Raw genomic sequence first — 21,421 nt, forward strand, 5'->3', positions numbered from 1 at the left:
CATGGCGCTGGCGCTGCTGTTGAGCGCTGCCGCCTGGGGCGCCGAACGCGCGCTGCAGCGGCGCGGCCATGCGCGCAACCGCACGCGCTGGCTGTGGCTGGCGGCCATCGCCGCGTCCGTCATCGCGCCCCTGGCATGGCTGCCCGGCGTGCTGGCGGCCATGCCGGCGGAACAGGCGCAGCTGAAACTGGGCTGGTTCATGTTATCGAGCGGCATGCTGTTGTTATTGCTGCTGCGCAGCGTCTGGCTGCTGTCGCACCAGCGCCGCTGGCAAAAAGCCTCCCTGCTGGGTGCGCCCGTTTTCCTCAGCGGCGGCATCGGTCCCTGCGTGGCGGGCCTGCTGCGGCCCCGCATCGTGATGCCCGTCTGGCTTTCACTGATTCCACCCCGGCAGCAGGCGCTGCTGCTGGCGCACGCACAATGCCGGCTGGCCGCGCGCGACCCGCTGCTGCTGGCCGTGGCGTACGCATTGATTATTCTCATGCCGTGGAACCTGCCCCTGTGGTGGCAGCTGCACCGGCTGCGCTTTGCCATCGAGGTCGATTGCGATGCGCGCATGCTGGCGCGCGGCCACGCGCAGCGCGACTACGCCTTCGTGCTGCGCCGCCACGGCCAGTATTATTCGGGCTTGACGGGCGCCTCGCCCATCGTGCTGAGCGACCCGCTGGCGCTGCGGCGCCGGCGGCGGATCATGGCCAGATTTACCCGGGAGCAGGCGGCGAACTTGCTATAGTAGCGGCAACGCCGCGCGGCGCGCCCGCAATCCCGGCTTCCCCTTCGAAATCAGAGAGATACCATGCTTTACCTGCTTGCCATCGTGATCGTCATCGCCCTGCTGTACTACGTCTTCAGCGGCCGCACGCCCGTCAAACCGCTGCACAAGCCGCTCGTCTCCGTGCGCCAGTACGTGCCGGCGATTCCTGCCGGCGCACCCGCGCACCACTGGAGCGATGAAGGGCGCTTTGCGTCGGAAGTGGAAAACGAAGCGATGTACCAGAGCGCCATCGCCAAGCTGGCCGGCGAGCACGGTCCCGGCAATGCGGAAGAGAAATGCCTGGCCCTGCTCGTCTGCGACGACGCCAATCCGTTCCAGGACAAGGCCATCGCCGTCTTCATCGATGGCCTGCTGGTCGGCTACCTGTCGCACAACGACGCGCTGCGCCTGCGCCGCAACCTGGGCCGCATGGATCTGGTGGGCCAGCTGACCTCGTGCGACGCCGTCATCCGCGGCGGCGGACTGTGGAATGGCAAGCGCCTGTCGTATGCCGTATGGCTCGATCTGCAGCCCTACAATTAAGTTACCGGCGGATGCACTTTTCAAAAAAACCACACAATTCCTAACTGCAACTTCTCCCCTGGAATCGCTGTTCCCATGGGAGAGGCAAGACGCGCGCGGCGTGTTAGCGCCCGCCTTGCCGCATGCACGACAGGGAAAATAATTACAATTAAGATATTTGTTTCCTGAAATCTGGTAAGGTAATTCGCATCGATCACCCGCAGTGGCGGCAGGCGCCCATGCCAGCGCCAACGCGTCACCTGTTTGCCTACGATGATACCTGCCAGCGTCCAGCAGCTGTTTCACCTTCCCGCCGATCCGGCCCAGCTGCATCACGGCCAGCATGCGCCGGGCCTGGTGCTGCTGTCGCTCGTGATCGCCATTTTCACATCGTGGATGGCTTTCCAGATGACGGCCTACAGCCGCGCGCAGGCGAGCATCAGCCGCCGCTTGCACTTGCTGTGCCTGCTGGCCGGCAGCCTGGCATTGGGCTGCGGCGTGTGGGCCATGCATTTCATCGGCATGCTGGCCTTCGAGCTGTGCACCAGCGTCGATTACGCCCCGGGCCTGACCTTGCTCTCCATCGTGCCCAGCGTGGCGGCCTCGTTCGTGGCCCTGGCCACCATCAGCCGGCGCGCCGTCACGGCGCCGCTGCTGCTGCGCAGCGGCCTGCTGGTGGGCCTGGGCATCGGCGCCATGCATTACACGGGCATGCAGGCCATGCGCATGGGCCTGTCGCTGCGCTACGATCCGCTGCTGTTCGCGCTGTCGCTCGTCGTTGCCGTGGCGCTCGCCACCCTGGCCCTGTGGATACGTTTCGGCTTGCGCGGCTGGAGCAGCCGCGTGCCCTCGTCGCAGCGCACGCTGATCAGCGCCTGCGTCATGGGATGCGCAATTACCGGGATGCATTACATGGGCATGCAGGCGGCGCGCTTCGTGGGGACGATTCCCCCAGGCAATGATGCCGATGCCAACCGGCCCATGCTGGTGATCAGCGTGACCCTGCTGACCATCGCCCTGACGATCCTGGTGGCCTCGGCCGTGGGCACCCTGCGCTACCGCGAACTGTTCCGCCACCTGAATCAAAGCGAACACTGGACCCGTTCGCTGCTGACGAGCACGGTCGACGGCGTCATCACGATCGACCGGCAAGGCGGCATCGTCGACTTCAACGGCGCCGCCGAGCGCATCCTGGGCTGGCGAGCGGCGGAAATTGTCGGCCGCCATGTTAGCGTGCTGGTCAGCGACGTGCGCCAGTCGGAACAGCGCGGCCTGCTGCACTACCTGCGCACGGGCGAGGCTGGCGCTTTCCAGTCCAGCGAGGAAATCGTCTACCTGCGCAAGGATGGCGCACCGGTCGCCGTGCAGCGTTCGATGGCCAGCGCGCGCCTGGCCGACCAGGATTTGTATGTGCTGTTCATTACGGACATCAGCGAACGGCGCGCCATGCTGGCCGCCCTGCGCGAAAGCGAGCAGCAGTTGCGCTCGCTGATCGGCAATATCCCCGGCATCGCCTTTCGCTGCACCACGGCGGAAAACCAGCCCATGCTGTTCATCAGCGATGGCGTGGAAGCCGTCACCGGCTATCCTGCCGCCGACTTTCTCGGCGCCGCACCGCGCCGCAGCATCACGGGCCTGATCGCCAGCGAAGAGCGCGCCTACGTCGTCGATGTCTTCAACCGCAGCGTGGCCAGCGGCGAGCCCTACCTGCTGGAATACCGGCTGCTGCATGCCGACGGCACGGCACGCTGGCTGTGGGAGCGGGGCACCGTCGTGCACGATGCGGCAGGCGCCGTGCGCTGGGTCGACGGCGTCATCCTCGACATCAGCGAACGGCGGCAAATGGAGGAAGACTTGCGCATGGCCAAGGAAAAAGCGGAGCTGGCGGCCGCCACGCGGGCCAGCTTTGTCGCCAACATGAGCCATGAAATCCGCACGCCGATGAATTCCATCCTCGGTTTTACCGATGTGCTGCTCGACTCGCCGCTGGCGCCGGAGCAGCGGCGCCACCTCAATACCGTGCGCCAGTCCGGCCGCTCGCTGTTGCGCCTGCTCAACGAAGTGCTCGATACGGCCAAGCTGGACAAGGGCGCCGTGGCGCTGGAAATGCGCGACTACAGCCTGCTGGCGCTGGTCGACGAACTGGCGTCCACGTATGGCATCCATGCACGCAACAAGGGTTTGCGCATGGAGGTGCAGTACGATCCGCAACTGCCGGCCGTGCTGCATGGCGACGAATTGCGCATGCGGCAAGTGCTGGGCAACCTGCTCGACAACGCCATCAAGTTTACGCCCAGCGGCGGCGTCAGCCTGACGGCGCGCCTCGACGATGGCCAGCTGCACCTGCTGGTGCGGGACAGCGGCATCGGCATCCCTGCGGAGCGGCGCGACGCCATTTTCGATCCCTTCGTGCAAGCGGACGCTTCGACCACGCGGCGCTTTGGCGGCACGGGCCTGGGCACCACCATCAGCAGGCAGCTGGTGACCCTGATGCAGGGGCGCATCTGGGCCGACGCCGGCGTGCCGCACGGCAGCGTGTTCCACGTCATGCTGCCCTTGTTGCCGGCACGCCAGGCGGCGCTGCCTGCCAGCGAACGCCGCAGCGTGCGCCTGCCGCCCCTGCGCGTGCTGGCCGCCGACGACGTGCCGCAAAACCTGGAACTGCTGAGCCTTCTGCTGGGCAAGCGCGGCCACACGGTGGTCACGGCCGGCGACGGTGCGCAAGCCTTGCAGCTGGCGCAGCAGGACGACTTCGACATTCTGCTGGTGGACTTGCAAATGCCGCGCATGGATGGCCTGGCCGCCACGCAAGCCATCCGTGCCGCCGCCCTGCGCGATGGCCGCCCGCGCGTGCCCGTGATCGCCATGACGGCCAGCGTGCTCGACGCGCACCGCAAGGCGGCGCGGGCGGCCGGCATGGACGGTTTCGCCACCAAGCCCGTCGAATGGCAGGCGCTGTCGCAGGAAATCGCCCGCGTACTGGGCCTGGCGGCGGAGCCGGCCGATAACAGCCGCGCACCCGCTGGAGGAAGAGTGCTGCACCATGCGGGCGCCCTGCAGCGCTGGGCCGGCAACGACAGCGCCTACCGCACGGCGCTGGACCGTTTCGCACGCGAGCATCCCCGCCTGCCGCCTGCCCTGCAAGCCGCCATCGCGGCGCGCGACCACGAGACGCTCTTGTCGCAGAGTCACCGGCTGCGCGGCCTGGCGGCGAACCTCGGCCTGGAACAGCTGGCCGCCAGCCTGGCAACCCTGGAACAAGCGTGCGCCAGCCCCGGCCCCGCCACGGCACAGCAGCTCGACGCAACGCTGGGCACGCTGCTGACACAATGGCCGGCGGCCCTGGCAGCCATCGCCCGGCTGGCGCCGCCGGCATTGCCGGCGGCAACGGAGAATGCCATCGACGCGCCCGCCGCCCGGCAAGCGGCCAGTACCCTGCTGCACGCCTTGCGGCGCGGCGAACTCGATGACGCGGCGCAAGCACAGTTGCAGCAGGCCATGGGGGCGCAAGCGGATGCGCTGGCGCCGCTGCTACACGCCATCGACGACTTTGATTTCCCCCTGGCACAGTCGCTACTGGACGGCTTGCTGGCCACTTTCACCCCGGAGTCCCCATGAATGCACGCGCCAGACCCGTGATTCTCGTCGTCGACGACGAATCGTCCAACTTGCAATTGCTGCGCCAGATATTGCAGAACGACTACGCGTTGCTGTTCGCCAAGGATGGCGCGCGGGCACTGGAACTGGCGCGGCAGGAACGCCCGGCCCTGATCCTGCTCGACGTGATGATGCCGGGCATGAGCGGCCACGACACCTGCCGCCAGCTGAAAGCGGCGCCGCTGACGGCCGCCATTCCCGTCATCTTCGTCACGGCCCTGAACGACATGCGCGACGAACTGAGCGGTTTTGAAGCGGGCGCCGTCGATTACATCACCAAGCCGCTCAGCCCCGCCATCGTGCGTGCCCGCGTGCGCACGCACCTGTCGCTGGTGCGCATCGACGAACTGAAGGAAACGCGGCTGCAGATCGTCCAGCGCCTGGGCCTGGCGGCCGAATACAAGGACAATGAAACGGGCTTGCACGTGATCCGCATGAGCCATTACGCGCGCCTGCTGGGCGTGGCCGCCGGCATGGACGAGGCGGCAGCGGACGACCTGCTGCACGCGGCACCCATGCACGACGTGGGCAAGATCGGCATCCCCGATCGCATCCTGCAAAAGCCGGGCAAGCTCGACGCGGACGAATGGGCCGTCATGCAGACGCACGCGCGCATCGGCGCCGATATCATCGGCGAACATGCCGCGGGCGGCATGCTGGCGCTGGCGCGCGAAATCGCCCTGTCGCACCATGAAAAATGGGATGGCAGCGGCTACCCGAACGGCTTGGCGGGCGAGGCGATCCCGCTGGCGGGACGCATTGTTGCCGTGGCCGACGTCTTCGACGCGCTGACCTCGGTGCGCCCGTACAAGCGCGCGTGGCCGGTGCCGGACGCCGTGGGCTATTTGCAAGCGCAACAAGGCAGCCACTTCGATGCGCGGCTGGTCGAGCTGTTTGTGCAGCAACTGCCCGCCATCGACGCCATCCGGCTGCGCTGGGCGGAGCAAGAGGAACACCATGCGCAAGCATGAAAAGTGAACTCCCGCCACGGCCAGCGTTGTTGCGTCACACAAGGAAGTGCCGGACAGATGGCGCCGGCGCCGATGCAGACCACTGGAAGGGCAAGGAGTTCGATGCCATTATCGCCGGCAGGCAGTGAAGCATTTTGATGCACATCAAACAGAGCGGCATTTCCGGAAAATGCGCTTGTACATGACCAGGGCCTGTGATTTTTTGACCCACATCAACCGGTGCTGATGGCGCACAGAGGTCAAGCGCGCCATGTCTATTTGTTAAATAGCTATAATTGCCTTATTACTTACTTTAAGGCAATGTACATGAAGGAACAACTGGTCAATTGGGGCAGCGCCCTGGCGCCGTTCGGCAGCGACCTGCTGTGGACAGTCCTGCCGTGGATGCTGCTGTATGGCGTGATCGGCTTTGTGCTGGCGCTCGGCATCTGCTACCAGCTGGCCAGAAAATGCCTGCTGGTGCGCCGTCCGCCCGCCTGGCATCTGGCCGCCAAGCTCAGCTATGTGTTGATCCTGGTCGTGCTGCCGCTGCTCGGTGGCGGGTTTGGCGCCGTGCACAGCGTGCACCGCGTCGTCAACCAGGCCCTTGAGCGCGACTTGCAGCCGGTGGTCGAAGCGCAGATGCCGGCGCTGCGCGTCTACCTGGAACAGCAGGTCAAGCTGATCGCCCCGGGCCAGGCTATCAGCATGCGCAGCCTGATCGAGCCCTTCGTGCAAGACATGTATTACCGGCCCACGTCAGGCAGTTACTGGGAACGCAGCAAGGCGCGCTGGATCAATGAATTCATCCTGCGCCGCGGCAGCGTGTTGCTGACGCAGGTGCTGCAGGAACAGCTGATCGCCAGGGCAAGTGTGCTGGGCGAAGCGCTCAAGGGCGCCGGCTTCCGTGGCCAGGCGACGGGCGAACTGGCCAGCCTGGGCACCGACCTGGCCGTGCGCCTGACCACCGATGTGGCGCGCCAGGCCGACTTCAGCAAACTCGACAAATCAGTGCCGATGATTTTCATCGACGCCATCAAACGCCAGGCCGGCGCGTATTTCAGTTCGCTCAAGATCACGCTGGGCCTGTTCGCGCTGGTGGCGCTGCTGCTCGTGTGGGGCGAGATCATGCTGTACCGCCACTCTTACCTGCGCCGCCGTCCGGCCGCCACGGCCCTGCCCGTGCCACCCATGTAAAAAAGCCGCCCCTCCTTGCGGACGGGGCGGCTTTTCATGCGCAGCTAAGGCTTAGACTTTACGCTGAGCCACTGCGTCCACGACGCACAGTGCCGTCATGTTGACGATACGGCGCACGGTGGCCGATGGCGTCAGGATGTGCACGGGCTTGGCGCAGCCGAGCAGGATCGGGCCCACGGCGATGCCGTTGCCGGCCGCCGTTTTCACCAGGTTGTAGGCGATGTTGGCCGATTCGATGTTCGGCATGACGAGCAGGTTGGCGTCGTTCTTCAATGCCGAATTGGGCATCAGTTTTTGACGCAGCTTGCTGTCGAGGGCCGTATCGCCGTGCATTTCGCCGTCGATTTCCAGGTCCGGCGCGCGTTCCTTGACGATGGCCAGGGCGGCGCGCATCTTTTGCGCCGAGGCGCTGTCGCTGGAACCGAAGTTCGAGTGCGACAGCAGGGCAGCGCGTGGCGACAAACCGAAACGGGTCATCTCTTCGGCGGCCATGATGGTGATCTCGGCCAGTTGCTCGGCGTCGGGGTTTTCATTGACGTGCGTGTCGACCATCACCAGTTGGCGCTCCGGCATGATCAGGACGTTCATGGCGGCATACACATTGCTGCCGGCGCGCTTGCCCAGCACCTGGTCGATGTATTTCAGGTGCAGCTGGGTGGTGCCGAAGGTGCCGCAGATCATGCCGTCGGCGTCGCCCTTGTGGATCATCATCGAACCGATCAGGGTGTGGCGGCGGCGCATTTCCAGCTTCGCGTATTCCTCGGTGACGCCCTTGCGGCTCGTCATCGCGTAATACGTGTTCCAGTAATCGCGATAGCGCTCGTCGAAGTCCGGGTTGATGACGTCGAAGTCGACGCCTTGCTTGAGGCGCAGGCCGAACTTCTGGATGCGCGCTTCGAGCACGGGTGGACGGCCGACCAGGATAGGACGCGCCAGTTTTTCATCGACCACCACTTGCACGGCGCGCAGCACGCGCTCTTCTTCGCCTTCGGCGTAGACGATGCGTTTGAGTTCGGCCGGCGTGGATTTGGCCATCAGGAACAGCGGCTTCATGAAGGTGCCGCTGCGGTAGACGAATTGCTGCAGGCTGTCCGCGTACGCTTGCAAGTCCTTGATCGGACGCGTGGCGACGCCGGAATCCTCGGCCGCCTTGGCCACCGCTGGCGCGATCTTGATCAGCAGACGCGGATCGAACGGCATCGGGATCAGGTATTCAGGACCGAAGGACAGGTTGCTGATGCCATACGTGGTGGCCACGATGTCGGACTGCTCGGCATGCGCCAGGTCGGCAATCGCGTGCACGACGGCGATTTCCATTTCGCGCGTGATCGTCGTCGCGCCGCAATCGAGGGCGCCGCGGAAGATGTACGGGAAGCACAGCACGTTGTTGACCTGGTTCGGATAGTCCGAACGGCCCGTGGCGATGATGGCGTCGCTGCGCACGGCCTTGACTTCTTCCGGCAGGATTTCCGGATTCGGGTTGGCCAGCGCCAGGATCAGCGGGTTCGGCGCCATCTTGCGCACCATGTCCTGCTTCAGCACGCCGCCGGCGGAGACGCCGAGGAAAATGTCGGCGTCCGGGATGATCTCGGCCAGGGTGCGCAGCGGCGTGTCTTGCGCGAAGCGTTCCTTGTCCGGGTCCATCAGTTCCGTGCGGCCCTTGTAGACGACGCCGGCCAGGTCGGTGACGTAGATGTTTTTCAGCGGGAAGCCCAGGTCGACGATCAGGTCCAGGCAGGCCAGCGCCGCGGCGCCCGCGCCCGAGACGACCAGCTTGCACTCTTCGATTTTCTTGCCGACGGCTTTCAGGCCGTTCAGGATGGCCGCGCCGACGATGATGGCGGTGCCATGCTGGTCGTCATGGAAGACGGGAATCTTCATGCGGTCGCGCAGCTGGCGCTCGATGTAGAAGCACTCTGGCGCCTTGATGTCTTCCAGGTTCACGCCGCCGAAGGTCGGTTCCAGCGAAGCGATGATGTCGACCAGTTTGTCCGGGTCCGATTCGTTGATCTCGATGTCGAAGACGTCGATGCCGGCGAACTTCTTGAACAGCACGCCCTTGCCTTCCATCACCGGCTTGGCGGCCAGCGGGCCGATATTGCCCAGTCCCAGCACGGCCGTGCCGTTGGTGATGACGGCCACCAGGTTGCCGCGCGCCGTATATTTATAGGCATTGGCCGGATCGATGACGATTTCTTCGCACGGTGCCGCCACGCCTGGCGAGTAGGCCAGTGCCAGGTCGCGCTGGTTGGTCAGTTGTTTGGTCGGCGTCACGCTGATTTTGCCGGGGCGCGGGCACTCGTGATACTCGAGTGCGGCCAAGCGCAATTGTTGACGCAATTCTTCTTTTTTATCAGATGACGAATCCATGCTGTGCTGCCTTCCTGTTTGGTCGATCGGGTGTTCCGGATTTTATCAGACCGATTCTTTCAATTAGCTAGGTATTTTCCGCTAGCCACAGTCTGATATCACGAAAACGCATAACCTAGCATTGTAAGGCCGTCCGGCGGCACAAACGTCCCCAACAGGAAAAACTATCAAATTTTAGGTTTCAATTAGTTTTTGCGATCATCGACCGGGAGCGCGCCACAGCGGCAGCGCTTTGACGGCGCGCTCGATATCGTCCATGTCGTCCTCACCCAGGGTGCTGTCGAAGGGCGCGGACAAGATGCGGCGCATCAGCGCCAGGCGCATCGTCGCTTGCTGCGCGTCGATGAAGCGGGTCGTCTCCGCGCAATACCGCGCGCGACGCTGGGCATCGGCGCCGTCATCGGCGCCGTCGGGATAATAATGGCGGCCGATGTTATTGAGCGACATTAACAAAAATTCGATCTCGCACAGGATGCGCAGCGCATCCTCGCCGGACAGCACGATGCGGCGGTTGGCGGGCAGCAGCGATGGTGGCGTGGCGATGTGGTCGGCCATGGCGGCATCTTTCTATCAGGGACAAGCCGACAGCCTACGCGATTTTTCCCGCAGGCGACGCCAGGCGCGCACCTGGCGCGAAGCGCACGGCGATCAGCAGCAGCACCACGACGCCGGCGGCCATCACCATCCACGCCTGGGCCAGGCTGGCCGAATGCTGGCGGATCAGGCCGGCAATGAACGGCATGCTGCTGGCGATGATGTAGCCGCCGCCCTGCACGAAACCGAGCAGCGCGCCGGCACCGGCCGGCTCGACCACGTGGTCCATGCTGACGATCAGCGACAGCGGGAACAGCGCGCCGATGCCGCAGCCCAGTAATATCACGGCGGGAACAGCCAGTTGCGCGGGCGCCACAATCAGACAGGCCAGGCCGCCCAGCACGGCCAGCAGGACGGCCAGCAACAGGATGCGGCGGTCGGGAAAGCGGTGGATGATGCTGGAAATCACCAGTCCCGCCAGCACTTCCACCAGGGTCAGGCTACCCAGCAGCAAGCCGCTGTCGGCCGCGCTCCAGCCCAGTTCCGTGTAAAACGGCGGCAGCCAGGCCAGCACCAGGGTGTACGCGCCCGTGCCGATGCCAAAGAACACCATCAGCAGCCAGGCGCGGCCACTGCCCACGGGCAGGGTGGCGCCCGCGCCGGTGGAGACCTCCACGCGCGAAGCCGCTGCGCGGCGCCACAGCAGCGCGGCGGCCACGGCCGGCAGCGCCCACAGGGCCAGCAGCGCCTGCCAGCCCAGCGACTGGGCCAGAGGCGAGGCCGACGCGGCGGCAATGGCCGCGCCACCCATGATGCCCGTCGTATAAAAACCCATCAGCTGGCCTGCCCGCTCGGGGAAATGGCGCTTGATGAAGGCGGGCAGCAGCGCCTGCACCAGCGCGATGCCCAGGCCGCCCAGGGCCGCCGTGGCGATCAGGCCGCCGCTGCCGTGCAGGGGCCAGCGCAGCGCGCAGGCGCAAGCGATGATGGCGATGCCCAGCGAGATGCCGCGCGCCACGCCCAGCCGTCGCTGCAGCTGCGCGCCCGCCAGCGCACACACGCCCATGGCAAACACGGGCACGGTCGTCAGCAAGCCCGCATCGGCATCGCTGATGCCCGTGCCGGCCTGTATGCTGTCGAGCAAGGGGCCGATGGCGGCCAGGATGGGCCGCAGGTTCAGGCCCAGCAAGATGATGGCGGCCACCAGCAGGGCCGAAGAAACGGAAGACGAAGGGGAAGCGGCAGGTCGGGCGGAAGGCATGGGATAGTCCTTGCCTCGCTGGGAGGCACATGGTTTAATGCGTCATCAAATATGACTCGATGAAAAGTATCTTAACATAAAGATAGAAATCTATCTTGAGGTCAAGATAAATGGATAGCCCCATGACAATTACCCCGCAAGAACACACGCGCGCGCAATTTGCCGCCGCACAATGGCAACGCGAGTTGCCGCAGATGGATACGCGCGCCATGCAGCTGGCAGGACAGCTGGGCACGGTGGCGCAGCTGATGGCGCGCGACTGGCTCAATCCGCTGTTTGCCGAACACGGCTTGCAACCGGGCGAATTCGACGTGCTGGCGACCTTGCGCCGTTCGGGCGCGCCTTACAGCCTGACGCCGACGGCCCTGTACGAAGCGGCCATGCTGTCCTCGGGCGGCATGACCAACCGCATCGACCGGCTGGAAGCGGCCGGCCTGATCGAACGCCAGAAGCACCCGACGGACCGGCGCGGCGTGCTGGTGGCCCTGACGCAAAAGGGATTGGAATTGATAGAAAAACTCGTGCTGCTGCACGTGGAGAACGAGCGCGCCATGCTGTCGGCGCTCAGCGCGGACGAGCAGCGCCAGCTCGACCAGTTGCTGGCCAAGCTGCTGCACGGCATGGCGCAGGCGAAGAAGGGCTAGGAAATCAGGCTCGCCAGCTCGCGCAGCGCCGCATTGCCGCGCCGGGCCAGCCGCTGCAGGTCGGCAGGGTCGCGGCTGTCGTAGATGGCCTGGACATGGCGCGCGCTGGCCGCGCGCAAGTCGATATCGCTGTCGCGGTCCGGAAGCTGGGCGTCGGCCACGTGTCCCTCGACCAGGGTCAGATAGTAATGACGGGGCTTGCCGCGCAAGTTGGCGGCAAACTGCAGCACCAGGCCATTGTCGAACAGCAAGGCGCCGCTGCGGCCGCCCTGTTCCAGCAGCACGCGACACGCCGGCAAGGGCCGCCGCGCCGCGCGCAGAAAGCCCGCCAGGTGCACCCGATAACCGAGTTCCAGGCCATTCGCGCCCAGCTGGCCGCGCTGCAGATACACCTTGAACGACGCCGGCACGGGCCGCCTTCCCCTGCGGAACAGGCGCGCATCTTCGTACAGGCACAGCTGGTTGCCGTCGCTGATGGCGTCGAAGCCGCGCGCCGCCAGTTCCTGCGCCTCGAAAGTGCGCAAGCCGACGGCTTGCGGGTCGCGCAGCCAGCCGTGGTCGAGCCAGGATTGCAACAGAACGTGAATATCGGGGAGGGGCATGGGAAGCTGTTCGGCAGTGGCAAAGGCGCCTATTGTATGCCAGCCTATAATAGCCAGGCCACACCCTCATTCAACGAACTGACCACGCCATGGCCCCACACGACGCGCTTTCCGAATTCGACCTGATCAAACAATATTTCGTGCGCCAGCGCCCCGGCCGCGCCACCCTGGGCATCGGCGACGATTGCGCGCTGATCACGCCCGGCGCCGGCAAGCAGATCGCCATCTCGTCGGACATGCTGGTCGAGGACCGGCATTTCTTTGCCGGCGCCGACGCCCGCATGCTCGGCCACAAAAGCCTGGCCGTGAATCTGTCCGACCTGGCCGCCATGGGCGCGTGTCCCGTGGCGTTTACCCTGGCCCTGGCGCTGCCGCAAGCGGAGCGCGCCTGGCTGGCCGGCTTTGCCGACGGCCTGTTTGCGCTGGCCGACGCGTTTAATTGCGAACTCATCGGCGGCGACACCACCAAGGGCCCTTTGAATATCTGCATCACCGTGTTCGGCGAACTGGCGCCGGGCCAGGCCCTGCGCCGCAGCGCGGCCGTGGCGGGCGACGACATCTGGGTCAGCGGCACCCTGGGCGACGCGCGCCTGGCGCTGGCCGGCTACCGCAGGGAACAGGCATTGTCGCCCGCCGACCTGGCCACGGCCGGTGCGCGCATGCACACGCCGACGCCGCGCGTGGCGCTCGGCTGCGCGCTGGCCGAAGCGGGCCTCGCGCATGCGGCCATCGACATCTCGGACGGCCTGGTGGGAGATTTGGGCCACATCTTGAAAGCGTCGCAGGTGGGCGCCACCATCGACGTCGACGCCCTGCCTGCCGGCCCCGTGCTGGCGCGGCAAAACATGCAACTGCGCCGCCGCTACACGGCCGCCGGCGGCGACGATTATGAATTGTGCTTCACGGCGCCCGCCTCCTCGCGCGACGCCATCGCCGCCCTGGCGGCCAGCTGCGGCACACCCGTCACGCGCGTGGGCGGCATCGAGGCGCAAACGGGCTTGCGGCTGGTCGATGCGGCGGGGCAGCCGCTGGATTTGCAACTCAGCTCGTTCGACCACTTCAGCGATTGAGCTAGCGCACCGCCACCCGCGCCAGCCCCGGCTGGTTCACCATCCAGTAGTGCTGAAAGGCCAGGCGAATGTTGTCGCGCAGCTGGGTGTCGTCCCACGGTTTCGTATAGAAACGGTAGATGGCGCCGCGGTTGATCGAGTCGAGCACGGCTTCCAGGCCCGTGTAGCCGGACAGGATGATGCGGATGGTTTCCGGGTACAGCTCCTTCACCTTGCTGAGGAACTCCGTGCCGCTCATGCTCGGCATGCGCTGGTCGCAGACGATCACGTGCACCCGGTGCAGGGCCAGCATTTCAAAGCCCTCGGCCGGCGTGCTGGCCGTGAGGATCTGATAGCCCTCGGGACGGAACAGGCGATGCAAGGACGACAGCACGTTGACGTCGTCGTCGACGATGAGCAGCGTCTGCGCGGGCTGCGCGGCCGGGTCGTGGCCGGGCGGCAGGCCGGCGCCGGCGACGATCATCTGCCCCAGTTCCAGCGCCGGCAAAGAACGGCTGAAATAAAAGCCCTGGATCTCGTCGCAGCGGTTGCGCCGCAGGTATTCGAGCTGCGGGCGCGATTCCACGCCCTCGGCCACGACGCTCAGTTTCAGGCTGTGCGCCATGCTGACGATGGCCAGCGCGATGGCCGCGTCGTTCGGGTTGCTGGTGATGTTGCGCACGAAGGCGATGTCGATTTTCAGCTTGTCGATGGGGAAGCGCTGCAGATACGCGAGACTGGAATAACCGGTGCCGAAATCGTCGATCGCCACCTTCACGCCGATTTTCTTCAATTTGCCCAGCACGACGATGGTGCGCTCGGCGTTCGACATCAGCGCCGTTTCCGTCAGTTCCAGTTCCAGCAGTTCCGGCGCCACGTTGTACTGCGCCAGCGCGCGCGTCACTTCGCTTTCCAGGTCGCCTTCGGCAAACTGGCGGCTCGACACGTTCACGGCCACGTGCACGGGTCCCACCTCGCTGTCGCGCCACTCGGCGATCTGGCGGCAGGCGGCCTGGATCACCCAGGCGCCCACGCGCACGATCAGGCCCGTGTCTTCCAGCACGGGCACGAATTCGGCCGGCGCCACCAGGCCGTAGCCGGGACGGCGCCAGCGCAGCAGCGCCTCGACGCCGCTGATGCGGCCCGTGCGCAAATCCACCTTCGGCTGGTAGTACAGGATGAACTGATCGTGTTCGAGCGCATGGCGCAGCGCCAGTTCCAGGTCCAGGCGCGCCAGCACCTGCACGTTCATGCCGGCCGTGAAAAAGCGGTAGCCGTCGCGGCCCGCCTGCTTGGCGCCGCCCATGGCCGTATTGGCGTATTTGATCAGGGTTTCCGGGTCGGTGGCGTCGTCCGGATACATGGCGATGCCGATGCTGGCCGTCAGGGTGGCCGCGTGGCCGCGCAAGTCGAATGGCGCGCGCAGGGCTTCGCGCACCTGGTTGGCCACGGCCACGGCTTCCTGCTGGTTGCGGCTCATGGTCAATATGAGCGCGAATTCGTCGTTGCCCAATCGACCCACCGTGTCGCGCAGGCGCACGCATTCGACCAGGCGGTTGCTGAACTGGCGCAGCAATTCGTCGCCCAGCGCCGCGCCCAAGGTGTCGTTGATGCTTTTGAAACGGTCGAGCGCGATGAACAGCACCACGATGCGCCAGCTTTTTTCCTGCGCCAGTTCCACGGCCTGGGCCAGGGTCTGGTAGAACAGGCTGCGGTTCGGCAATCCCGTCAAGCCATCGTAATGGGCCAGGTGCTTGAGGCGCTCCTGCGCCTGGCGCCGCTCGCTGATGTCGCGCGCCACGGCGATCAGCAGCAGGCCGCCCGCGCCAGGGGTGCCAGAATAGCCGCCCGTCACGGGCGCTTGCGCATACCAGTGCCAGCCCAGTTCCACGGGGATCAGGCTCAGGTCGCGCCGCACCAGTTCGCATTCCGTCACTTCCGTGGCCAGATGGGCCGGGCCGCCCGGCAGCGCGGCCAGCGGCGGAGCCGGCGGCGATGGCAGCAAGGTGCCCGGCGCCAGCGCCAGCAATTCGTTGCGCGCATAGCCGAGCAGGCGGCAAGCGCCGTCGTTGACGTCGACCAGGGTCATGCCCAGCACGTCGACGAGGAAAATGGCGTCCGTGGTGGCGTCCATGGCGCCGCGAAAGCGCTGCAGTTCGGCCGTGCGCTGGCCCACCGTGCGTTCGAGCAGGGTGTTGTAGTGGCGCGCGGCGCGGTGCAGCAGCCGCACTTCGAGCATGTTGCGGATGCGCGTGAGCACTTCGAGCGCGTCGAAGGGCTTGCTGATGAAATCGCGCGCGCCCGCTTCCAGCGCCGCCAGCTTGGCGTCCGGATCGGCGGCGATCACCAGCACGGGCAGGTAGCCTTCCAGTTCCAGCGGACGCAAGGCATCCATCACCTCGTAGCCGCTCATGCCCGGCATCACCAGGTCGAGGATGATCAGGTCGAACTGGTGGTGCTGGTGCAGGCCGGCCACGGCGCGCGCGTCGAGGGTGCTGGTGCAGGCCGTGTAGCCGCCGCTGTGCAGCAAATGCTCGAGCAGGCGCAGATTGACTTCCTGGTCGTCGACGATGAGGATTTTCGCCGCGTAGATATCGGCCTGGCTGATCATGGCGCGCCCGTTCCCTTCTGCCGGCGCTGCTGCGCCACATAGGCCAGGGTGCTGTTGATCGCCTCGGTAAATTCATCGAGGTTGATCGGCTTGGTCAGGTAGCGGTAAAAGCCCAGCGCCAGGCTGCGCTCGACGTCGCCCGGCATGGCGTTGGCCGTCAGGGCGATGACGGGAATGTGCGCCGTGCGGGGATCGGCGCGCAGCAGTTTCAGCGCGTCCGTGCCATTCACGTTCGGCAGGTTGATGTCCATCAGGATCAGCTGCGGCAGGTGCGCGCGCGCCATTTCCACGCCCAGGCGGCCATCGGTGGCCGTCAGCAGCTGCAATTGCGGGCAGTAGCGCACGATTTCCTCGACCAGGGTCAGGTTGGCGGGATTGTCTTCCACGTACAGCAAGGTCACGGGCGCGCTGTGCTCGAGCAGCGCGCCGGCCAGGTCCGGCCGCGGCAAGGCCAGCGTGTCGGGCGCGGGCAAGGCGTCGACCACGCGCAGCTCGATCCAGAAGGTGCTGCCCTCGCCGGGCGCGCTGGTCACGCCGATGCTGCCATCCATCAGCTCGACCAGGCGCTTGGTGACCACCAGGCCGATGCCGCTGCCCTCTTCCGTGCCGCCTTCCTGCCCCAGCCGGTTGAAAGGCTGGAACAGCAGCGCCACCTGTTCGCCATCGAGGCCGATGCCCGTGTCGCGCACGCTGATGCGCACCCGGCCGCCGGCCTGCGGCGCGCAATCGATGGCCACCTGACCGTGCTCGCGGTTGTACTTGAGCGCATTCGACAGCAGGTTCAACAGGATTTGCTTGAGGCGCGTGCGGTCGGCCAGCACGTTCAGCGGGCAGGCGTCGGGGAAGGTCATGCCGATGCCGCGCTGGCTGGCCAGCGGCGCGATCATGTCACGGCATTCCTGCAAGATGGCGTCCAGGCCCACCGGTTCGAGCGACAGGCTGACCGTGCCCGATTCCACCTTGGCCAGGTCGAGGATTTCGTTGATCAGTGTCAGCAGGTGCCGCCCCGATTTCAGGATATGGCCGGCGAACTCCTTCTTTTGCTCCAGGGTCGACGGCAGGCGGTCGGAACTGAGGATTTGCGCAAAGCCCAGGATGGCGTTGAGCGGCGTGCGCAATTCATGGCTCATCGACGACAAAAAGGCCGACTTGGCGTAGTTGGCGCTGCGCGCCTCTTCCATCGCCATGGCCAGTTCGCCATTCGTCATTTCCAGCTGCATCGTGCGTTCGTGCACGCGCACTTCCAGCTCCTGGTTCAGGCGCATGACTTCCTGCTGCGCCTCGGTGCGCTGCTCGCCTTCGCGCGCCAGCTCGCCGTTCGAGCGCTCCAGTGCCTGCGTGCGCAGCTCGATCTCGGCCAGCATCTTGTTGAAGGAATCGACCAGCTGCGCCACTTCGTCGACGCTGAGCTTGCGCGCGCGGCGCGAATAGTCGCCCGTCTCGATCACTTCGCGCGCCACGTCGGCGATATCGAGGATGGGCTGGGTGATCACGTAATCGAGGCGGCGCAGCAGCAGCAAGGCCACCAGCAGCGCCAGCACCGTCACGCCCAGCGCGATGGCCAGGTAATCGGCCGTGCGGCCGGCCAGCTCGTAGTCGGCACGCAGATACACGGTGCCCAGCAATTCGCCATTGTCGACGATGGGCTTGAACAATTCGACGGATTTGCCGGCGATGCTGACGCCTTCCTTGCCCACTTTCGCCGGCAGCTCGCCCACCTGCTCGTTCGCGCGGTAGCTGGCAAACAGGCTGCCGTCGGCCTTGTACAGGGCGCCGGCCGTCACGCGCGGGCGGATGCGCATCAGGTTGAGGTTTTCCAGCGCCAGGCGCTCGTCGTCGAAGGCCAGCGCAGCCGAACTCATGTGCCCCAGCAGCTCGGCCTGGGTACTGATGTCGGCCACCAGGTTGCGGTGGTAGGCGCGCAAGTCGTAGACGACGATGGTGCCCAGCGAAATGACGAGGGCCACCAGGGTGGTCAGCAAGACCACCGACATCAGCTTGTGGCGGATGGAACGCAGTCTGATCATCTAGGCGCCCCCCGTCTGCACGCGGTAGGCGGCCAGCAGCATGCGCGCGCTGATGCGGATATGCGCCTGCGCCACGGGTTTCAGGGCCACGTCGAAACGCACCTTGTCGTCGGCCATCACAAAGTTGATCATGCTGCCCATCGCGTAGACCTCATCCGAATCGGACACCGTCAGCAACGCCAGGCCACGGCTGGCGGCCAGCATCTCCTGCAGCGCCGTTTTCTCCAGCGCACCCAGGTACAGCACGTGCAGCCCGGCCAGCGCTTCGCCGCGGCGCACTTTTTTCACCTGCACGGCGCGGCCGTTGACGCTATGCCCGGCCACGCTCTGTTCGAGCTGCTCGGCCAGCGCATCGGCGCCCGCCACGCCGATCACCAGCGGTGCATCGGGCCGGGCAAAGCTGCCGTCGGGCCACTCGACATAGCCGGCAAACTTGTACAGATACGCGGCCTTGACCTGGCGTTCCAGTTCCCCCGGCACCTGCGCCAGCGTATCGGCGCACAGCACGCCCAGGAGCAGCAATAGCCAGCCCCAGCGCAGGGAGCGGCCGGCGCCGCGCACGGGGCGGCGCAAGGGGCCAGGATGATGCCACCAGGTCCAGTTCAGAATTGCCATGACAACCGAGTAAAGATAATGCATACGAAGGCGCGGCACCATGCCGCTTGCCTGTTCGGGCGATGCGTACCAGGATGGCGCAGCGGCAGCCCGCCTGCCGGCCTCGAGTGGTAACAAATGCATAAAAGAGTGTACGCATTTTCGCTGGTACCGGGGAAAGTTTCTTTTACCGTGGCCCATGCTACAGTCTTGCCACCATTTTCACCGCATGCAGGAGTCATCATGAGCAAGGAACTCGTCCCCCTCTCCACCGCCCTCGGCCAGGCCTTGCAGTCGAAGGGCCTGCTGCTGGCCACGGCCGAATCGTGCACGGGCGGCGGCGTGGCGCAGGCCGTCACCGATATCCCGGGCTCGAGCGCCTGGTTCGAGCGGGGCTTCGTCACGTATTCCAACGGGGCCAAGAGCGGCATGCTGGGCGTGCCTGCCGAACTGATCGCCGCACACGGCGCCGTCAGCGAGGAAGTGGCCGCCGCCATGGCGCAAGGCACCCTGGCCCACAGCGAAGCCCAGGTGGCCGTCTCGACCACAGGCATCGCCGGTCCCACGGGCGGCGTGCCGGGCAAGCCCGTCGGCACCGTCTGCTTCGGCTGGGCCATGGACGGGCACGTGCAGACGCAGCGGCTGGTATTCGCCGGCGACCGCCAGGCCGTGCGCGAGCAGGCCGTGGCGCATGCGCTGCGCGAACTGCTGCGCTTTATCCAGTAGCGTCGGCGATGCAGGCGCGGTCGCGGCCCGCCTGCTTGGCCGCGTACAGGGCGCTGTCGGCGCGCATCAGCAATTCGTGGCGGCCGGCGCCGTGGCGCGGATATTCGGCGATGCCGGCCGAAAAGGTGCAGCCCGTCAAGCTGTGCGGCGCCTGCTGGATCAGCAGCTGGCGGTAGCGCGCGGCGATGTCGTCGATCTTGTGCGCGGCGATGAGGCTGTCGGCTTCGCGCAATAGCAGGCAGAATTCCTCGCCGCCATAGCGGCACACCATGTCGCTGCCGCGCAGCTGGCCTTCCACCAGGCGCGCGAACTGGATCAGCACTTCGTCGCCAAAGTTGTGTCCGTAGGTGTCGTTGACGCGCTTGAAAAAATCCAGGTCGATGATGGCGATGGCCACGGGCGCATCCGCGTCGGCTTCGTGCAGGATGGCGTTGAGGCAGGATTCAAAATGGCGGCGGTTGTACAGGCCCGTCAGGTGGTCGCGCATGGCCTGTTCCTTCAGGCTGTCCTGCAGGGAATTGACGTGCAGGATCTGGTGCGCCAGTTCGCGGTTCAGGTGCTCGAGCTTGGCGTTTTCCGTCTCGCGCGCGGCCTGCAGTTCCAGCGCCTTGTCGCGCTCGGCCTTCAGGCTGTGCATTTCCTTTTCCAGGTTGCGCATCAGGCTGCGCGACGCGCGCGCCGACTTGCTGCTGGCCTCGTAGGCGGCCTGGTATTGCTGCAGGAAACCATATGCGGCCTGCCATTCGCCCAGTTGGGCGTTGATGTCGGCCAGTCCCCGCAGGATCTGCTGCTGGTGAAACGGATTGCGCGTCCAGCTCAGCAGGCTGTGCGCCTGCGTCAGGGACGCCAGCGCCTGCGCCGTCTGGCCCGCGTGCAGGTCGAGCTTGCCGCGCACCAGCCACGCATGCATCTGCTCTTCCAGGTCCTGGCCCCGGCGCGCGTACTCCTCGGCCCGCAACAGCAATTGCAGGGCGCTGTCGGGCTGGCGCAGCAGGATGGCCGCGTGGGCGGCAATGCAGAACAGAAAAGCGCGCACGGCCAGGTCTTCTTCCGGCCACTCGTAAAACGGTTCGACCAGCGCCAGCGCCTCGGCCGGCTTGCCCGTAGCCAATAAACACATGGCCAGGTTGGCCGAGACGATGGTTTGCTGGTATTTGAGCTTTTGCGTGCCGATGATCTCGAGCGCTTCGACCAGCAAGGGAATGGCGTCTTCATCGTTGCCCAGGTCGTGCTGCGACGACGCCAGGTTCGACAGGCTGTTGACCCGGTGCGCGGGGCTGCCGAAACGTTCGGCGATGTCGAGCGCCAGCAGGAAATTGCGCGGGCCGTCCTGCGTATCGCCACGGTTCAGGGCATCGACGCCCAGGCGCGCGTACAGCATGAACTTGTGCAGCGAATCGGGTATCTGCGCGGCCTGGCTGCGCGCCTGCAGAAAATGCTCCTCGGCATCGGCAAAGTCGCCGCGCCGGCTCGCATACGCGCCCTGCAGGGCGGCCACTTCCATGCCCCCCTCCAGGTCGCCGCTGTGCCGGAAATACGCGCCCAGGCGCTCGCACGACGGTTCGGCCTCGCCCGCGTAATACGCGAGCCAGCAATGATTGAGTTCCGCATACGCGCCGCCGCGCGCATACTGTTGCCGTTGCGCCGCCGCCAGCGCCATCTGCGCCAGCCGGCGCGCCTGGCGGCGGTTGCCGACCAGGCAAGACAGGGCTTGCTGATTCAGACGGTCAATGTCGGCTTTATCGAGACTGGAGATCGGCACTGCGTCCTCGTTCACACTCTGGGGTGGATTTTTCACACAAAACTTGCTCTGTATCAATGGTATCCTGATTAACATCATAACCAGATTCGCTGTTCCGCATGGCATATTTGCAAAGGATTGTGGTAAAAATGCCAGTCGCCGCTGTCACGGATCTTTGATTG

General features: G+C 65.7%; 16 protein-coding genes. 8 read left to right on the forward strand and 8 right to left on the reverse strand.

What is annotated here, in order from left to right:
• The first annotated feature begins 1 nt into the window (after nt 1).
• From CLU90_RS15495 to CLU90_RS15515, 5 genes are all read left to right on the forward strand, one after another.
• Nucleotides 2-733 (forward strand): M56 family metallopeptidase, encoded by a 732-nt coding sequence (locus CLU90_RS15495; protein ID WP_157808832.1) that lies wholly within the window; start codon nt 2-4, stop codon nt 731-733.
• A gap of 63 nt (nt 734-796) precedes the next feature.
• Nucleotides 797-1,297 (forward strand): hypothetical protein, encoded by a 501-nt coding sequence (locus tag CLU90_RS15500; protein ID WP_035822417.1) that lies wholly within the window; start codon nt 797-799, stop codon nt 1,295-1,297.
• Between the two features lie 252 nt (nt 1,298-1,549).
• Entirely contained in the window at nt 1,550-4,894 is a 3,345-nt protein-coding gene (locus CLU90_RS15505; protein ID WP_100428334.1) for an MHYT domain-containing protein, read from the forward strand.
• Nucleotides 4,891-5,904, forward strand: a complete 1,014-nt coding sequence (locus CLU90_RS15510) for a response regulator (RefSeq protein ID WP_100428335.1) — start codon at nt 4,891-4,893, stop codon at nt 5,902-5,904. The genes CLU90_RS15505 and CLU90_RS15510 overlap by 4 nt, the downstream gene beginning before the upstream one ends.
• A gap of 306 nt (nt 5,905-6,210) precedes the next feature.
• The gene (locus CLU90_RS15515; RefSeq protein ID WP_100428336.1) at nt 6,211-7,080 is read left to right on the forward strand and encodes a hypothetical protein; all 870 of its coding nucleotides are present in this window, start codon (nt 6,211-6,213) and stop codon (nt 7,078-7,080) included.
• Between the two features lie 51 nt (nt 7,081-7,131).
• Here the strand turns inward: CLU90_RS15515 and CLU90_RS15520 are convergent, their stop codons facing one another.
• The 3 genes from CLU90_RS15520 to CLU90_RS15530 form a co-directional block, all read right to left on the reverse strand.
• Entirely contained in the window at nt 7,132-9,450 is a 2,319-nt protein-coding gene (locus tag CLU90_RS15520) for an NADP-dependent malic enzyme (RefSeq protein ID WP_092711765.1), read from the reverse strand.
• Nucleotides 9,451-9,648: 198 nt separating this feature from the next.
• Complete coding sequence (locus tag CLU90_RS15525; RefSeq protein WP_198511221.1) at nt 9,649-10,005, reverse strand: hypothetical protein; 357 nt, start codon at nt 10,003-10,005, stop codon at nt 9,649-9,651.
• A 34-nt stretch (nt 10,006-10,039) separates the two neighbouring features.
• Nucleotides 10,040-11,245 carry an MFS transporter gene (locus CLU90_RS15530; protein ID WP_100428337.1) on the reverse strand — a complete coding sequence of 402 codons (1,206 nt, stop codon included), beginning with the start codon at nt 11,243-11,245 and terminating at the stop codon, nt 10,040-10,042.
• Between the two features lie 122 nt (nt 11,246-11,367).
• On the opposite strand from CLU90_RS15530, the gene CLU90_RS15535 reads away from it, so the two are divergent.
• Nucleotides 11,368-11,889 (forward strand): MarR family winged helix-turn-helix transcriptional regulator, encoded by a 522-nt coding sequence (locus CLU90_RS15535; RefSeq protein WP_092711769.1) that lies wholly within the window; start codon nt 11,368-11,370, stop codon nt 11,887-11,889.
• On the opposite strand, the gene CLU90_RS15540 is transcribed toward CLU90_RS15535, so the two are convergent.
• Nucleotides 11,886-12,491, reverse strand: coding sequence for a hypothetical protein (locus CLU90_RS15540; RefSeq protein WP_139178206.1), 606 nt, complete (start codon nt 12,489-12,491; stop codon nt 11,886-11,888). The two genes, CLU90_RS15535 and CLU90_RS15540, sit on opposite strands and share 4 nt — an antisense overlap.
• An 89-nt stretch (nt 12,492-12,580) precedes the next feature.
• On the opposite strand from CLU90_RS15540, the gene thiL reads away from it, so the two are divergent.
• Nucleotides 12,581-13,561 carry a thiamine-phosphate kinase gene (thiL, locus tag CLU90_RS15545; RefSeq protein ID WP_100428338.1) on the forward strand — a complete coding sequence of 327 codons (981 nt, stop codon included), beginning with the start codon at nt 12,581-12,583 and terminating at the stop codon, nt 13,559-13,561.
• 1 nt (nt 13,562) lies between these two features.
• Here thiL and CLU90_RS15550 read toward each other — a convergent pair whose 3' ends face one another.
• The 3 genes from CLU90_RS15550 to CLU90_RS15560 are packed head-to-tail and all read right to left on the reverse strand — an operon-like array spanning nt 13,563 to nt 18,793.
• Nucleotides 13,563-16,151 (reverse strand): EAL domain-containing protein, encoded by a 2,589-nt coding sequence (locus CLU90_RS15550; RefSeq protein ID WP_100428339.1) that lies wholly within the window; start codon nt 16,149-16,151, stop codon nt 13,563-13,565.
• Nucleotides 16,148-18,178, reverse strand: coding sequence for an ATP-binding protein (locus CLU90_RS15555; RefSeq protein WP_092711777.1), 2,031 nt, complete (start codon nt 18,176-18,178; stop codon nt 16,148-16,150). Before CLU90_RS15555 ends, CLU90_RS15550 begins: the two co-directional genes overlap by 4 nt.
• Nucleotides 18,179-18,793 (reverse strand): YfiR family protein, encoded by a 615-nt coding sequence (locus CLU90_RS15560; protein ID WP_157808833.1) that lies wholly within the window; start codon nt 18,791-18,793, stop codon nt 18,179-18,181.
• A 222-nt stretch (nt 18,794-19,015) separates the two neighbouring features.
• Between CLU90_RS15560 and CLU90_RS15565 the strand changes: the two genes are divergently transcribed.
• The gene (locus tag CLU90_RS15565; RefSeq protein ID WP_100428340.1) at nt 19,016-19,498 is read left to right on the forward strand and encodes a CinA family protein; all 483 of its coding nucleotides are present in this window, start codon (nt 19,016-19,018) and stop codon (nt 19,496-19,498) included.
• Here CLU90_RS15565 and CLU90_RS15570 read toward each other — a convergent pair.
• Entirely contained in the window at nt 19,488-21,260 is a 1,773-nt protein-coding gene (locus CLU90_RS15570) for a GGDEF domain-containing protein (RefSeq protein ID WP_232731217.1), read from the reverse strand. The genes CLU90_RS15565 and CLU90_RS15570 overlap by 11 nt on opposite strands.
• Nucleotides 21,261-21,421: the final 161 nt, after the last annotated feature.

It is taken from the genome of Janthinobacterium sp. 67 (assembly GCF_002797895.1).
GTDB lineage: Bacteria > Pseudomonadota > Gammaproteobacteria > Burkholderiales > Burkholderiaceae_D > Janthinobacterium.